This window comes from Microcoleus sp. Pol8_D6, assembly GCF_036700965.1.
Taxonomy (GTDB): Bacteria; Cyanobacteriota; Cyanobacteriia; order Cyanobacteriales; family Microcoleaceae; genus Microcoleus.
In genome coordinates, this window is sequence record NZ_JAUBPW010000019.1 from 26,718 (window position 1) to 43,172 (window position 16,455).

12 protein-coding genes are annotated in these 16,455 nt (G+C 45.1%); 7 read left to right on the plus strand and 5 right to left on the minus strand.

Going from position 1 to position 16,455, the window contains the following annotated elements; translation table 11 throughout:
- Genes QUA10_RS10365 through QUA10_RS10385 form a run of 5 tightly spaced genes read left to right on the plus strand, consistent with a single transcriptional unit; the run spans nucleotide 1 to nucleotide 9,869 of the window.
- On the plus strand, nucleotides 1–537 hold the full coding sequence (locus tag QUA10_RS10365) for a Rab family GTPase (RefSeq protein ID WP_333080324.1): 537 nt from the start codon (nucleotides 1–3) through the stop codon (nucleotides 535–537).
- A complete protein-coding gene (locus QUA10_RS10370) occupies nucleotides 534–2,087 on the plus strand; it encodes a PAS domain-containing sensor histidine kinase (RefSeq protein ID WP_333080323.1) in 1,554 nt (517 codons plus the stop codon). Before QUA10_RS10365 ends, QUA10_RS10370 begins: the two co-directional genes overlap by 4 nt.
- A 57-nt stretch (nucleotides 2,088–2,144) precedes the next feature.
- Complete coding sequence (locus tag QUA10_RS10375) at nucleotides 2,145–4,970, plus strand: adenylate/guanylate cyclase domain-containing protein (RefSeq protein ID WP_333080322.1); 2,826 nt, start codon at nucleotides 2,145–2,147, stop codon at nucleotides 4,968–4,970.
- A gap of 44 nt (nucleotides 4,971–5,014) precedes the next feature.
- Entirely contained in the window at nucleotides 5,015–8,722 is a 3,708-nt protein-coding gene (locus QUA10_RS10380; RefSeq protein WP_333080321.1) for a PAS domain S-box protein, read from the plus strand.
- A gap of 4 nt (nucleotides 8,723–8,726) precedes the next feature.
- Nucleotides 8,727–9,869, plus strand: a complete 1,143-nt coding sequence (locus tag QUA10_RS10385) for an ATP-binding protein (RefSeq protein WP_333080320.1) — start codon at nucleotides 8,727–8,729, stop codon at nucleotides 9,867–9,869.
- 12 nt (nucleotides 9,870–9,881) lie between these two features.
- On the opposite strand, the gene QUA10_RS10390 is transcribed toward QUA10_RS10385, so the two are convergent.
- Nucleotides 9,882–11,054, minus strand: a complete 1,173-nt coding sequence (locus tag QUA10_RS10390; RefSeq protein WP_333080319.1) for an FAD-binding oxidoreductase — start codon at nucleotides 11,052–11,054, stop codon at nucleotides 9,882–9,884.
- Nucleotides 11,055–11,264: 210 nt separating this feature from the next.
- Here QUA10_RS10390 and QUA10_RS10395 point away from each other — a divergent pair, with 210 nt between their 5' ends.
- Both QUA10_RS10395 and QUA10_RS10400 read left to right on the plus strand, forming a co-directional pair.
- Nucleotides 11,265–11,543 (plus strand): hypothetical protein, encoded by a 279-nt coding sequence (locus QUA10_RS10395; RefSeq protein WP_333080318.1) that lies wholly within the window; start codon nucleotides 11,265–11,267, stop codon nucleotides 11,541–11,543.
- 51 nt (nucleotides 11,544–11,594) lie between these two features.
- Nucleotides 11,595–12,134, plus strand: coding sequence for a DUF2231 domain-containing protein (locus tag QUA10_RS10400; RefSeq protein WP_333080316.1), 540 nt, complete (start codon nucleotides 11,595–11,597; stop codon nucleotides 12,132–12,134).
- 67 nt (nucleotides 12,135–12,201) lie between these two features.
- On the opposite strand, the gene cutA is transcribed toward QUA10_RS10400, so the two are convergent.
- From cutA to QUA10_RS10420, 4 genes are all read right to left on the minus strand, one after another.
- Nucleotides 12,202–12,522 carry a divalent-cation tolerance protein CutA gene (gene cutA / locus QUA10_RS10405; RefSeq protein WP_333080314.1) on the minus strand — a complete coding sequence of 107 codons (321 nt, stop codon included), beginning with the start codon at nucleotides 12,520–12,522 and terminating at the stop codon, nucleotides 12,202–12,204.
- Nucleotides 12,523–12,538: 16 nt separating this feature from the next.
- Entirely contained in the window at nucleotides 12,539–13,435 is an 897-nt protein-coding gene (locus QUA10_RS10410) for a pentapeptide repeat-containing protein (RefSeq protein WP_333080312.1), read from the minus strand.
- Nucleotides 13,436–13,671: 236 nt separating this feature from the next.
- Nucleotides 13,672–16,185, minus strand: coding sequence for a VIT domain-containing protein (locus tag QUA10_RS10415; protein ID WP_333080310.1), 2,514 nt, complete (start codon nucleotides 16,183–16,185; stop codon nucleotides 13,672–13,674).
- A gap of 45 nt (nucleotides 16,186–16,230) precedes the next feature.
- Entirely contained in the window at nucleotides 16,231–16,455 is a 225-nt protein-coding gene (locus QUA10_RS10420) for a hypothetical protein (protein WP_333080308.1), read from the minus strand.

A 16,455-nucleotide genomic window follows, 5' to 3' on the forward strand; every position in this document is an offset into this window, starting at 1 on the left:
ATGTCAGTTACTATATCTAAAAAAATGTGTATGATCGGCGATTTTGGCGTGGGCAAAACCAGCCTGATCCGCCGTTTTGTCGATCGGCAATTCAGTGACCAATACCTCTCCACCGTGGGAGTAAAAATTTCCAGCAAAATCGTAGAATTAGAAGGGGTAAAACAGCGGGACAACGTGACTGCAAAGTTGCTGATTTGGGATTTAGAAGGGCATACAAAATTCAAAGGAATAGCACCGACTTACTTGCAGGGAGCTAGCGGCGTTTTAATCGTTGCCGATGTCAGCCGCTCCGAAACAGTTGAGCGAATCTCCGAACACATTCAGCTTTTTTCTTCAGTCAATCCTAAAGGGTCAATTATCGTCGCTTTGAACAAAGTAGACTTGATTGACGAGGAAAAATTAGCGATGCTAGTGGAAATATCCCATTCGATAGGTCAAGACAAAGTAATAGGAGTCTGCACGACATCTGCTAAAACAGGCAAAGACGTTGACGAAATTTTCTACAAACTAGCTTACACAATGGTAGAACAAGTATGAACCCCCTGTTAAGAAAGCTGTTAGGGCCGCGACAAACACAGTATTTTGTAGTCAATCACCATTTTATCATTCAGGCAACCTCCGCCCAAGTGCAGCACTATGCCGATACTCCGGGCGAGGCAATACCCGGTGCAGATGCTCGCATCAGTTTTCCCGAACTGATTGGCATTGAAAATATCCTCATGTCTATCATTATGGGACGGCTGCCGGGTTTTGAAATCAAAGGTATCGCTCGGTTTGCCGACCCGAACCGCCCTTTATACTTTGATATGTTGGCTATCAAATATGAAGAAGAAGAAGATGTGCCAAATAAATTGCTAATTTTGATTGAAGATACTACCGAAAAGATGGTGATGAAGCAATCGTTGATTCAGAGCGCGAATGAAGCTAATCTTTTGGTTAGCGCCTTAGCAGCTTCTAAAGATTATATAGATAAAGTTATTCGTTCGATGGGCGATGCTTTGTTAGTGACAACAACATTAGGAAATATCAAAACAATCAATCAATCGGCTCAATGGTTATTTGGGTATAGCGAAGCAGAATTGATCGGCAACCCCCTATCTTTAATATTACTCGAAGACACATTAATTTACCAAGCTCGCCACCGCTATATTTTGTCTCAGAAAGAGCTACGTAGAGAACTAGAAATAGTCTGCACTACTAAAGCAGGAGAAGAAATTTGGGTAGAATTTTCCTGTTCGGCAATTCAGACAGAACTAGAGGGACTTTACGATTTTATTTATATAGGCAGGGACATCACAGAACGCAAACAACAAGAAATAGAAATTCGCGGCTCTTTGGCAAAAGAGCAAGAACTAAGACAGGTAAAATCTCGTTTTTTCTCAATGATTGCTCACGAATTCGGCAATCCTTTAAGTACCGTATTATTTGCTACTAAAATCCTCCAAGACTACGGGGACGAAATCACCCACGCGGAAAAACAACAATACCTGCAACACGTTAAATCAGCATCTCAACAAATGGCTCAGCTATTAGAGGACGTGCGGTTGCTTAGCAGCGCCGAAGCAGGAAAACTCGAATTCTATCCCGCACCAGTTGATTTAAAAAACTTTTGTAGCGAGTTAGTAGAATCAATTAAAATTAGTTATGGAAAAAATCATACAATTAACTTTATTTATCAAGAATTAGTTACGCCCGCGAAACAAAATGATACCGAATCGCAGGAAACGCAAGAGTTGCCTGCACTAGATCCAAAATTGCTGCGACACATATTGACAAATTTGCTGTCAAATGCTGTAAAATATTCGCCCCTCGACAGCCCTATTTATTTTGAATTAAATTGTCAGAATAATGAAGAAGCTATATTTAAAATTAAAGACGCAGGCATTGGCATTCCTATAGAAGACCAAGAACAACTGTTTGAATCTTATTATCGAGCCAAAAATGTCGGAAAAATACCCGGTACAGGACTGGGTTTATCCATAGTCAAGCAGTGCGTAGAATTGCACCGAGGTCAAATCGAATTTTCCAGCGAGATAGGGCTAGGCACTACCTTTATAGTCAGAATTCCCTTTGAAAAACAGCGATAAATAAATAAATTTTATATAATTACATCCAGAGGGCGCCTTCAATACTAAAAACCTCACATGAAAACCTTGTTAAAAAAACTGTTAGTTCCCCACCACTTGGAGTACCTAGCACTGGATAAAAACTTTGTAATCCAAGAAATATCCCTGGAAGTGCAGCGGTTTGCCGACTCTCCCGACGAAGTAGTCGCCGGCAACGATGTCCGCATTCCCTTTCCAGAATTGGTGGGAACTGAAGAAATTTTAATCGATATTTTTGAAAAACGTTTGCCCAATTTTGAATTAAAAGCGATGACGCGACTATTAGAAAATGGTTCGCGGCTTTATTTTGATATGTATATCGTGGAGTTCACCAATGACGAGAATTATCAGAGATTAATTATATTTTTTCAAGACGTAAGCGACAGGATGGCTTTAGAACAAACTCTAGTGCAAGCTACCAATGAAATGGATATTTTATTGAGTACCTTAGCGGCTACTAATAATTATGTTGAAAAAATTATTACTTCAATGGCCGAAGTTTTGTTGGTAACAACAGCATCGGGAAAGATTAAAAAAGTCAATCAAGCGGCTCAAGATTTGTTCGGTTACAGCGAATCAGAATTAGTAGGTCAGCAAATAGACGCTCTTGCTGCATTTGGCTCCTCTTTGCAAGCAGTCAGCCAAGAGGAGCCTCAGCAATCTCAAACTAACGCCGAATTAATTTGCACGGCAAAAACCGGAGAAAAGCTAACAGTTTCGTTTTCCTGTACGGCGATTTCAAGTGATATTAAAGGTATTTCTGGCTCTGGGCCCGCCCTTCAAGATTTCGTGTACATCGGCCGCGATGTCACAGATAGACAGCGGGCCCGCAAGCGGCAAATAACTCAGTACGTCACCACTCGCATCCTGTCGGCATCCGAAACAATCAAAAAAGCTATAGCAGCAATTCTCCCCATAATTTGTGACAGCTTGGGATGGGATACTGCCGAACTTTGGATGCCAGAATCTGGGGAAAAACTGCTGTCAGAAACTAAGAGAATAACTGCGGTTTCCGACCCCAATTTGCTTCGCTGCGTCGCCAGTTGGACAAAACGCTCAGTTTCTCTCCCCAAATTTGCCGAATTTACCGAACAAATGACTTGTGCGTTTGGCGAAGGATTACCCGGTGTCGTTTGGGCCAGCGGTTCCTCTCACTGGATTGCCGATGTCACAAAAAGCGACAGTTGTATACGCCGCGAAATCGCTGCTGAAGAAGGACTGCACGGAGCTTTTGGTTTTCCAATTGTGGGCGACTACGACCCGGAAAATTCTGCAAAATCTGTGTTGGGGGTGATGATTTTATTCAGCCGCGAAGTGCAGTGTTTTGATGAAGAATTGCTCCAGATAATGGCAACCATCGGCAGCCAACTCGGTCAATTTATCAAGCGCAAACAAGCGGAAATAGCTTTGCGGGAAAGCGAAGAACAACTGCGAGACTTATTTGAAAATGCTACTGACTTAATTCAAAGTATTGGAGCCGACGGTCATTTTTTGTATGTAAATCGGGCTTGGCGGGAAACTCTGGGCTACACCGAAGAAGAAATTGCTCAAATGACGGTTTTTGATATCATTCATCCGAACAGTTCCCCAGAGTCTCTGGATATATTGTATCAAGCTATTACCCAAAAAACGGTAAATGAAAATACATTATATCCCGACTCTATTGAACTCACATTTATTACTAAATATCAGGAAAAAATTTTGCTTGAAGGCAGCATAAGCTGTAAATTTGGGGCAGGTTCGCTAGTAGCAATTCGAGCTATTTTGCGAGATATTACTGCTCGAAAAATGGCAGAAGACGCCCTAGGAAAATCTGTGTCCCTCCTGCTAGCAACTTTTGATTCTACTGCGGACGGTATTTTAGCGATTGACAGAAGCGGAAAAATCGTCACTTTCAATCGACAATTTGTGGAAATGTGGGGCATACCTAATGAAGTGATGGCACTGCGAGACGACCCCACAACCATCGCCTTTGTCCTGAACCAACTCAAAGACCCTCAAGCATTTCAAGAGAGAATACAATCACTTTACGAGCAGCCAGAAGCCGAAAGTTACGACTTGTTGGAATTTCAAGACGGCAGATTTTTTGAACGCTATTCGCAACCGCAGCGGCTGGGAGATACAATTATCGGCAGAGTCTGGAGTTACCACGACATTACGGAACGCAAGCAAGCAGAAGATGCCCTGCGGGAAGAACAAGAAAAATCAGAAAAGCTGCTGTTAAATATCTTGCCCAAGGCAATAGCAGAACGCCTCAAGCAAAACGAAACTACTATTGCCGAATACTTTCCAGAAGTGAGTGTTTTGTTCGCCGACATTGTGGGGTTTACTGCTTTGTCTGCCGTCATGAATCCAATCGAACTTGTGGATCTCCTAAATAAGATTTTCTCTGGATTCGACCTTTTGTGCGAACGGCACGGTTTAGAGAAAATTAAGACCATCGGCGACGCATACATGGCAGTAGGAGGACTGCCTGAACCCAGGGCAGACCACGCAGAGGCGATCGCCCAAATGGCCATAGATATGCAAGCAGAAATAGCCCGATTTAATGCTAGCCATAATAAATATTTTAGTATCCGCATCGGCATTCACAGCGGCCCGGTTGTTGCCGGAGTAATCGGTATAAAGAAGTTTATTTATGATTTATGGGGTGACACGGTAAATATTGCTTCCCGCATGGAATCTCAGGGTTTGCCTTGGCGGATTCAAGTGAGCGAAACTACTTATAAATTGTTGAAAAATAACTATTTATTTCAGGAGCGAGGAATGATTGAAGTTAAAGGCAAAGGGGTAATGAAAACTTATATTCTCATTGGCCGAAAATCAGGCAGCTCATCAGTCATCAGTCATATGGCTGATGACTAAAAGTATTGCTAAAGTTAATTAGCAATACTTTTTGACCAAGACTAATGGAACTTGCTAATTTGTCGGCAAATTTACGATCGCCCGACGAAGCTGTCGATCGCCACCCTGTGACGGTTGATCCCTCAACTTCGCTCCCAGAGGCGATCGCCCTGATGCGTCGGACGATCGACCCTTGCCCACTGCCTCATTCACCTGCATTTCCCGACTCAAACGAAACTGTAAAAGCATCTATTAGTTGCGTTTTAGTTGTCGATGAAAATCAGCTAGTCGGACTGCTAAGCCCGGAAGATGTGCTGAACTTAGCCGCGGCCGAATATGGATGGCAAGGCATGAAAGTTGCCGACGCAATGAGGCGGAATTTAATTGTCTTACAAGAATCAGAATTTACAGATCTTACTACCGCATTTAAGCTATTTTGTCAATACTCGATCGACTGCTTGCCAATTGTAGATGAACGGGGTCAGCCAGTAGGTATAGTTAGCGAAAAAAGTATTCGCCCAGCAATGTATAGCTGGCTCGAGGCACTGAATCAAGAAGTGGCAAAACTCCAGGAACAATGCGAACTGTTAGAAGGCAATTGTGAACTAGAAAAAGTCAGCGATCGGCAAAATGCCGAAAATGCCATGCGGCAGAGCGAGGCGCGCTACCTGGCGATTGTGGAAGACCAAACCGAACTGATTTGCCGCTACCTCCCAGACGGTAAAATAACTTTTGTCAATCAAGCTTACTGCCGTTATTTCGGCCTGCAGGCGTTCGACTTACTCGGCAAATGCTTCATGTCCCTGCTGCCAGAAGCAGACCGAGAAATTTTTCAACAGCAATATACTTCTGTGTCTCCCGACAACCCTATTTTTACCTGCGAGCACCAAGTAATTTTGCCGAGCGGGGAAATTCGCTGGCAGCAGTGGATCGATCGGGCGATATTCGACGAGAGCGGACAAATCGTCGAGTATCAAGCTGCAGGGCGGGATGTCACGGATCGCAAACAAGCAGAAATCGCTTTGCAGCAGCTCAATGCAGAGTTAGAACGGAGAGTGCAGCAGCGGACACAATGGTACGAAATGGCAGTATCTGCAGGCAAAGTGGGGGTTTGGGACTGGAATTTGGAAACCGACGAAATCTACATTGCTCCGTCTTTGAAAGCTTTGTTGGGCTATCAAGACACAGAGATTCCTAACCGCATGGAAAATTGGGCGTCTCACATTCATCCCGACGATCGAGTTGCAGTCGAGCAAGCAGTAAAGGCTTATCTAGAGGGTGTGACAGAAATTTATGAAGTAGAACACCGGATGCTGCGTAAAGACGGCAGCACCTGCTGGATACTTGCTCGCGGCAGCGCGATCCGATCGGCTTCTGGCAAGGCATTACACCTGACTGGCACTGACACCGACATTACTGATCGCAAATTGACCGAAGAAAAACTCCAAAACTCCGAAGCCGAACTGGTGGCGCTGTTTAACGCCATGACGGATATCGTGCTGGTTTTCGACGCAAGCGGTCGCTACCTCAAAATCGCTCCCACGGCTCCCGAACTGCTGTACAAACCTGCTCCGGAAGTGCTGGGCAAAACCCTCGCCGAAATCTTCCCAGAAGCGGAAGCTAATTTTGCCCTAACCCACATTCGCCAAACATTGGCATCTGGGGAAACCCACAGAGTTGAATACAGGATGGAAATTGGCTGCAAATTATTTTGGTTTGATGCCAGTATTTCGCCACTGGATTGTGATCGGGTGATGTGGGTAGCCCGAGACATTACCGCTCGCAAACACGCAGAAGCTGCATTGCAAAAGAGTGAGGAAAAGTTTCGCAACTTATTTGACGATGCTCCGATCGCGCTTGGTTTGGCAAGCGTGCGCGACTACCGCACGATCAAAGTGAATGAAGCTCACCGCCAGATGTTGGGCTACAGCGATTCGGAGTTGGCTAGCATGACTTTTAGTGAACTCACGCATCCAGAAGATATACACGCAGATGTAGAGGAAGTCAAGCAGTTGATCTGCGGCAAGATTTCTCGCTTCCAAAGGGAAAAACGCTTGATTAAGAAGAATGGCGAGCTGATGTGGGCAAACTTGACGGTGACGCTGATCCGCGATCGCGAGGGCATTCCTCTCTACAGTATGGGGGCGATCGAAGATATCAGTTATCGTAAGCGAGCAGAAATGGAATTTCAGCAGTTAAAAGAACGCCTGCAATTTTTGCTGGGTTCTAATCCGGCGGTAATTTTTACCGCCGCACCGACGGGGGATTTTTGTACTACTTACATCAGCGACAACGTTCAGACAATCGTTGGCTACGATCCCCAAGAATTGTTAGCAGATTGTAAATTTTGGTCGAGCCGGATTCACCCTGAAGATCGACCACAATTTCTAGTGAATTTTTTGGATTTGTCCGAGGAAAAAAATTGCATTTGCGAGTATCGTTTTCTACACCAAGACGGAAGTTACCGCTGGCTAAGGACGGAACTAAAATTATTGGTTGACAGCATGGGCATTCCGATCGAAATTATTGGTTATGCCGCTGATATTAGCAATTCTAAATACGCCGAACTCGCTAGGGGGCAGCAGTTCGAGCAAGAACGGCTTGTGGAGGCGATCGCCCGTCGTGTCCGCCAGTCTTTGCAATTAGAGGAAATTCTCAACACCACGGTTGCCGAACTCCAGCAAGTATTATTAGCAGATCGAGTTTTGGTTTATCAACTTTTACCCAAAAGCGGCGGGCGAGTCATTGCTGAAGCCGTGGCAGAAGGATGCAGCCAACTCGTAGATAGATGTTTTGGCGAAGAGGTTTTTCCCCCTGACAGTTATCAGCTTTATTTGCAAGGGCGAATTTCTGCAATTTCCGAACTAGATTCTCCCAGCATTACACCTTGTGTGATGGAGTTTATGAAACAAATTCAAGTTAAGGCAAAGTTAGTAGTGCCGATTATTCAGCACAGCAAACTTTGGGGATTGCTGATTGCCCACCAATGCGATCGGCCTCGTGATTGGAAAGAATGGGAAATCAATTTATTTCAGCAGTTGGTGAATCAATTGGCGATCGCCATTCAGCAATCTCTACTTTACCAGCAACTGCAAGCTGAACTGAACGACCGCAAACAGGCGGAAGCAAATTTGAAAAACTCCCTCAGAGAAAAAGAAATTTTGCTCAAAGAAATTCACCATCGCGTCAAAAACAACCTCTGCGTAGTTGCTAGTCTGTTAGAATTGCAATCGAACACAGTTGCCGACCCGCAAGTAAGCAAAATGTTTGAAGAAAGTCAGAATCGCCTTTATTCTATGGCTCTGATTCACGAAAAACTGTACCGTTCGACTAATTTAGCGCAAATTAATTTTGGTGAATATCTCGAAGATTTGGTAAGTAATTTGTTTCACTCTTACAATATTAGCAACAACCAAATTCAGTTGCAGGTATTAGCTGAGCCAATTTCCCTAAATCTTGAAACCGCTACTCCCTGCGGTTTAATTGCCAATGAATTGGTTTCAAATACGCTGAAACACGCTTTTCCTGATGGCACAACTGGTACAGTTAGTGTAGAATGTTATCAAACGGGAGATCGCGAAATCAACCTCTTAGTTAAGGACAACGGCATTGGCTTTCCTCAAAACTTATATTTTCGGAAAACTCACTCGATGGGGTTTCAAGTTGTCTGCACTTTAACCGAGCAGTTAGAAGGAACCATCGAAATATCCAGAGAATTTGGTACATCTTTTCACTTAAAATTTAACGAGTTAAACTACTTTCAAAGATTGTAACAATATGAGTTTTGCCGAAAAATTAATTAAGATTTTGATTGTCGAAGACGAACTATTAATTGCTAAAAATTTATCCCCAAAACTAGAGAAATTGGGATATCAAATCGCAGATATAGTTTCTTCAGGAGCGGATGCCATCCAGCGCGCCCACGAACTAAGACCCGATTTAATTTTAATGGATATAGTTATCAAAGGCGACATTGACGGCATAGAAACAGCAGCAATAATTAATCAAGAATTAGATATACCAATTATCTATACAACTGCCTATGCTGACGACGAAACTTTGCAGCGAGCCGAAAATACTGGTTCTTACGGCTACCTACTCAAACCTTTTAAAGAAAGAGAAATGCACGCCACTATCAAGATAGCACTGAGCAAACATCAAGAAGCAGTTATGTTGAAAAGATTAATGGCGTTAGCAGCAGAAAAAAGCGAAAATAGATCGCGCTTTATTTCAATGGCTTACCACGATTTAAACACTCCTTTAACTACCATACAGTTATCGGCTGAAATGTTAGAAGATAGTGACTTGCAGAGAAACCCCGGAATTAGCAGTAAAAATATTGATCGGATTAAAAAAGCCGTCAGTAATATGAGTGGGCTGCTGGAAGATATTTTAATGCTTAGCAAAGCAGAATCTGGGAAAATTTCCTTAAACTTAAATCCGATCAATGCGACGGATTTATGCAATTCTATTTTAGAAGAACTGCAACCTATCGTCACCGACAAACACCTAGTACATTTCCGCAGTCACACAAATCCGCTGCACGCCAATCTCGATGCCAAACTACTGCATCACCTTCTGACTAATTTGCTTTCAAACGCTATTAAATATTCTCCAAACGGTGGGAAGGTAAGTTTAGACCTAAGCTGCAACAACCAACAGATAATTTTGTGCGTTCGAGATGAGGGAATTGGGATGACACCGGAATATCAAGGAAAACTATTTCAGCAGTTTGAACGGGGTGCTAATGTAGGCAAGATTAAAGGATCGGGTTTGGGACTCTGCATTGTCAAACACATCGTTGACCTGCACGGCGGTACAATAAGTGTGGAAAGTGCGATCGACAAAGGTACTACATTTATTGTCACGCTGCCTTTTTGTGGTGACGATAACAGCCAACAGCTAACAGTTAACAGTTAACATTAGTCATTGTCAGCAAAATCTATTGGGAGACAAAAGTTCGATCGCCCTATCTTCTTCTCCCCCCGCCGCCTTCGCAAATCGCTCAGCCAAAGCAGGTACAATAGTCAAAGGATTGCTGAGACCAGAAAAAACGTGCAATCCAGGGCGATCGGCAATCGGCCCCACTACAGGCAAATTATCAGCGCTGAAGGCCACACTACACTCGTGCCAACTTGCCGGTAAACCTGCCAAATCAGGCAAAACCTTGCTGATTCCTGCACGAATTGCCGTGTCGCTGGTTTCGCGATCGACTTTAGCATTCAAATCGCTCAAAGTGCGCGACAATTGCCCGATCCGCAAACTCCCATCATTAAATTGAATTGCACCCGAATCTAAAATCGGTGGCTGTAACTCTTTACCAGGTTCATCCCAAAGAAAATCCACCTCATTTTTACTAGATTTAGCTTCCAATTCAAAACGTTTTAATACCGCAGGCATCACCAAAGTCCTGAGTTTCAAATCCACAGGTGCAGTTTCCAAAATCTCCGTGCGAGTAAAATAAACTCCCACAGAAACACCCGCGGCTTTCAGCAAACTCCGACTCCAACCTCCAGCACAAATAACCGTATTTTGGCAGGTATAACTTTCCTGTGCCGTCTTGACTCCCGAAATCCGATTGCCCTCTTCTATAAACCCAATTACTTCAGCAAATTCTATAGTTCCTCCCAACCGCAGAAACCCTTGACAATAAGCTTTATTTGTGGCAGTCGGCGAAATGTGACCGTGACGCACAGTCAGAGCTCCGGCGATCGCACTTTTATTCAGCAAAGGTTCCAACTCGCCAGCTTCTGCAACACTCAAAAACTGCGGCACAATCGCAAAATGCGCGTAATTAGCCACCACTTTTTTGGCATCAGTGCCCGCATCAATTGTCAGCAACAAATCCAACTCGCGAAACTCCGTCTCAGCATCTAATTGGGCCGATAAATTGCGGTGGCGTTCAATACCTTCCCGACACAATTGGCGAGTTAAATCAGTCGTCCCTGACCAATAAGCCAAGCCACCATAACTAAAACGAGTAGCATTTTGCATGGTAGCATCTCGTTCCAAAAGCAGCACAGCAAAACCTTTTTTTGCCAGTTCGTAACTCAGTGCCGCACCAGTAATGCCACCGCCGACAACAATCCAATCGTAACTTTTCATGGGAAATTCAAAGGGAAGGAAAATATCATGCTTAGATTTTAGCTTAGTTTTTTCCGAACAAATCGAAAAACCTCTACCTACAGGAAGAGGCTGCCTGCGATCGCCCTAACTGAAACTTCCACCCGTCGGGAGATGTTTGTGCAGGGATATTTTTCGTTCAATAGTAGGAATTAGAGTCAGCAAAAAATTAGAAATACCAGAGAGGTTTTTATGAGTATCGACAAACCGGGCAGAGATATGGAGCGCACTGTCAATCCGGGCGATCGTATTTCCGACGAACCCCAAACCATTGAAGAAAAAGCGCAGCAACTGGCGGTAGACCACGTACCCGACATCGTGGGAGATGTTGTTACAGTTCCAACTTATGTGATCGTAGAAGAACCGGATGGGGAAAAGAAAGCCCTGCACCACGTCAAAGACGCCGAGGAAATTTCTGACGTAATTCGGCAGGCCCGCGTTGACGAAAATGGCGAACGGATTTGGGATTAAGTTCAATCCAATAAAAACGGCTTTGTTGTACAAAATTTATCGCTAGAAATCATGGAAACAAATCAAAGAAATAGTACCCCCTATCCGAATATTCCGCCGATTCTAGAAAGTGATGACAGAGAGTATCGCGACGCCGGCATTACGAGTACGCTTTCAGTTGCAGGCCATCCCATCCACCCCATCATCGTCATCTTTCCGGTAGCCTTTTTAGTAGGAGCCGCGGGCACGGACATCGGTTATTGGCTCACAAGCGATCCGTTTTGGGCCAGAGCTTCGCTGTGGCTGATGGGTGTGGGTTTTGCTGCGGGGATTTTGGCAGCAATCACGGGCTTTTTAGATTTTTTCAAAGTTAAAAGAGTGCGCGATCGCAGTGCCGGTTGGTTGCACATGGGCGGCAATGTGGCGGTTATGGTACTTACCCTGATTAACTTGCTGTTGCGACAAGGAAATCCGGCTGAGCCGATCGTATACACAGGTTTAGCCATATCGATCGTCGTGGCAACCTTGCTGGGCATTACAGGCTGGTTCGGCGGCGAACTAAGTTTTCGCCACAAAATCGGCGTCATCGGCCCTACCAGTCATAATTCCTAGGTTTCTGACCATTTTTAGTATGGAATTCCGTCCCTCTTCATTGGATAATTTAGGACTAAAATCTTGACTACAAACTTAAAGATTGTCCCAGCCAATTGAGATAAGCATCGCTGCCAGCGATAATAGGAATAGCAATAATTTCGGGAACTTCATAGGAATGGAGTTCCTGAACTTTTGTTTTTAAAGCCTCAAATTTAGCCAAATCAGTTTTAATCACCAACTGCCACTCTGGCTCGGAATGAATCTCGCCTTGCCAACTATAAATCGAGCGAATTGGTGACAAACTCACACAAGCAGCCAGCTTGTTTTCAACTAGAGATTTCGCCAGATTCTCCGCCTCCGCCTCCGATGCCGCAGTTACCAGCACCACCCCAAAATTAATTGTCATAGTCATCAGTCAACAATCAACCATTAATCTCATTAACTTCCCAAGAATTGACTCTGCCAGCCCCAGCTAAGGAAAAATAGCGCCTAGTAGATTCCGGCAAAATAGCTCCCGCCAACAAAGCATTATCTAAATTAGTTCCTACTAACGTCGCCTCGCTCAAATCTGCTGCCATCAAATCTGCTTGACACAACTTTGCCCAATTCAGATTTGCCCCTCTCAAACAACTTCCCCTCAACTTAGCCCCGGTTAAGTTTGCACCCGCCAACTTTACCCCACGCAACTGAGCCGCGCTGAAATTTGCGCCCGCCAAATTCGAGCCTTCCAAATTAGCTCCCATTAGTTTAGCTTCGCTCACGTTAACGCCGCTCAAATCTACACCGCAGAGATTCACCCCTGTCAACTGCGCTCGCCGCAGACTGACTCCTGTTAATTGAGCTCCAAAAAGTTTTGCACTATTGAGCCTTGCACCATAAAGGTTGGCCCACTTAAAATTAGCTGCCGTCAGATTCGCGCCCAGCAAGTTAACTAATTGCAAGTCGGCGCTGCACAAATTGGCATTCCACAACACAGCACCCCGCAGGTTGGCGCTAGTTAAAGTTGCGCCGCTTAACTTTACTCTGGGCAATTTTGCTTTTACCAAAAAAGCTCCACTCAAATTAGCTTTTGTCAAATCTGCACCCGAAAGTTGGGTTTCGCCCATTTTGGCAAAAGTCAGATTTGTTCTTTGCATCTGTGCATCTTTGAGTGTTGCTTTGGTGAGAAACGCTCTGCTGAGGTTCGCCCCGGAAAGATTAGCTCGCGAAAGGTTGACTCCGATTAAGATTGCTCCGCTGAGGTCTTTCCCGCTGAGGTCGGCTCCAGTAAAGTCTCTTTCTCCTTTTTCGTAATTGTTGAGCAGTTCACTAACTTCCATAGGGCATCATACCTTCTATGATTGGGGGGTTTCGATCCAGAAATCTTTACTGTTAAGGTTGTTTCAGAAAGGAAACTGTTTTAGCATTTGCCTCAAACGGTATAAATTTCATTAACATCACTTTCTGTTTAAAGGCAATCTCTTAATAAAGATTTTATATCTTCCTCGCGGTAGCGATCGCGCTTTCGGTATTTTTGAATTAAAAGTTAATGTTTCTTGACATAGATACTCGTTGCTTAAGGCTCGACCGTAATTCGCAACTTCAGGCGCAGCGTGCCCTTGAATCCTGCAGGAGGTTGCCAGGAACTCAAGGCCCTCTTGAGAGTCTCTACGGCGTCTGTTGGTTGCAGCGTCGAGGTTTGAGTGTCGATCGCCAATCTGGCAACGTGGCCGTCTTGCACCGATAACTCCCACACCGTTTCACCGCTAACCCCCGCCGGGAGATTAACTGATTGCAGGTATTGAGTCAAAGCCGCCAGTGCCCCGGCATCCAACCCTTCGGCGCTAACTACTTGAAGGCGAGAAGCCAAAGGCTTCGGGGCGGGCAGCTCACCGTAACCGGGCTGCCGCGGCATAGCAGGAGCTGGACTTATCGGCGCCAAGTTGCGATTCGAGGTAACGCTGCGAGTGCCGCCTCTAGTTGGCTCTGCCCCCTCCGACTCGAAAATACCTTCATAGCTGACACCCTGCGGCAATTCCACAGGCACTTGCACCCTACGACGAGATCCATCAGGTTCGACTCGCACTTCTTCGCTCACAGCCACAAAAGCCGTGTATTCCGACAGCAAGCGATAAGTCAGAGCAGTATTAGTCACAGCTTCCACCAGAGATTTAGTCTCACCACCAAACATTTGATTCATTAAATCTTTAATGCGCGATCGCCCCCAAAGTTGAGCTACCGCCGGATTGCCAAAATCCGTAGCCGTTGCTGCGACTGAAGTTGACTCCCGCTGTCGCCCGCCGACGGATTGAGCAAAATTAACAGGTAAAACTTGCTCGTAAGCTTTGCCGCCCGCAAGAGTGCCGCGGATGCGAAGTTGGCCGGAGGCTCGATCGGTCTTTTTGCCAAACAAAACCAGCGGCTGACTCGCAAACAAGTCTGGGGGCGCGATCGGATAAATCTGCGGTTTTTCCCCCATGCCTTCCCAACTAATTTGAATATTAGTCAATACCGGACTATTAATTTCCCGAAAAAACTTTTCTGCCGCTTCTGCCGACGGTTCATCTTGACGAATTACCTGAGAAGTGCCTCTTCCCACTTCCGCCAAACGGTTAATCAAAAACCGATTCACCGAACCGCCGACACCAAAACTATAAAGTCGATTTCCCGGTTTCAGACTCCGCTGAACCAGAGCCAGCACTTCATTTTCATTACCAATGTAACCGTCAGTAACTAATACAATACTCCGCAGCCTTCCCGTTACAGCCGCCGGAAAATTCATCACTGTTTGAATGCCGTTAAGCAATTCACTGCCACCGTTAGCCTGCAACTTTTCGATATAATTAATTGCTTTTTGTCGATTTTCGGTAGTATTTGCTAAAGGAGTTGTTGAAAGCGCTGTCGCAGTATTGGCAAAATCAATAATAGTAAAAGTATCGTTGGGATTCAGCCCTTGAATGAAGCGGCGCATCAACTCCTTAGATTTTGCCAGCGGTTCGCCCTGTTGAGAACCAGAAGTATCCATCAGAAACACGACATCTTTGGGTACAATTTCATTAGTTTTGTAGTTTAAAGCCGGAATCAGATAAGTAGCAAAATGACCGCCCCGCTTGTCCGATTGAGTCAAAATAGTTGCCCGAGTATTTTCGCCCGCGACTCGATAGCGCAAAATTAAATCTTTATTGGGAATTGTGTCTGAATTGGCTAATTGGACTTGTACAATATTGCCGCTGCGGTCAGTTGTAATTTGATGGGAAGTAGAGCGGACATCGCCGATCGCAACTCCGGCATCTATTTCTACCGAAACAGCTATATTGTGACCCGATCGCCTTCCTGGAGGCAAAACAGGCGGGTTAATGCGATCTGCAGCAGAACTATAGCCCCCCCTTGCTAAGGGGGGGTTGGGGGGGATCGTATTTCCCGAAATATAGCGCGGCCCTACCACCATGGGAAACACAAATTCGTAATCGCCGCCGGCAAACTTGAGACTTTCCGTGTAGCGAATCGTAACTTCAATTTTTTCTCCCGGTTTGATATTAGCGAGAGACTGAGTAAAAATATTGTCACGTTCTTGTTCCAACAAACCAGCAGTCCGGCCTTGCTTTCTGGCTTGTTCGTAAATTTCCAAAGCTTCCTCGCGCAGTTTGATATCAGCTTTAATAGTTCGTGAGCCTATTTTAATTTCCATATCGTCCACCGCCGCTTCGTCGGGCAAAGGAAATATATAAACAGCTTCTATAGATTCAGGAAAAGGATTTTCAAACTTCTGAACAACTTCGACGCGGGAGATATTGCCAGCTATTTTCGCTTTAACTTCAGTCTGCTTGAGAGGAAAGACTTGTTCTGAGGTCATATTGGGAGTTTTGACGAACAAACCGCCGACTGGACAGCGAGTTTCGGGCGATCGTCCGCCATTGCAATTAACATCGTTACTAGCGAGGATTTTCGGCGACACAGAGGAATAATTTTGTCCAGGAGCCTTTGCCTGCGCCGTATTTGGAGCGAGCCACGCGCCACACTCGATGGCTGCGAGCAATGCCATACCAGTAGAAAGCAACCGTTGAGGGGATAGAACGCAGACAAACTTCATAGCTGTTTTTTTTAGCAGACTTGAGGTGCTTTATTTACCATGACTTTACGCTTCGCGAAACGTTCCTGAGTTAGCTTTCTGGGAAAAATGACTGAGCGCGTAGGGCTGATTGTAGATTGACTCCACAGGCGCTAATGGGGGACTGGAACTTTTGTCTAGACTGCTGTGGGCTTCCATCCGTCTTGGGGTGAGGTCGGTTGGGGCGATCGTCCGCGAACCCAACCTAGAAGATTGTATGATAGTTAAATAATTAAATAACTCTAACCTCAA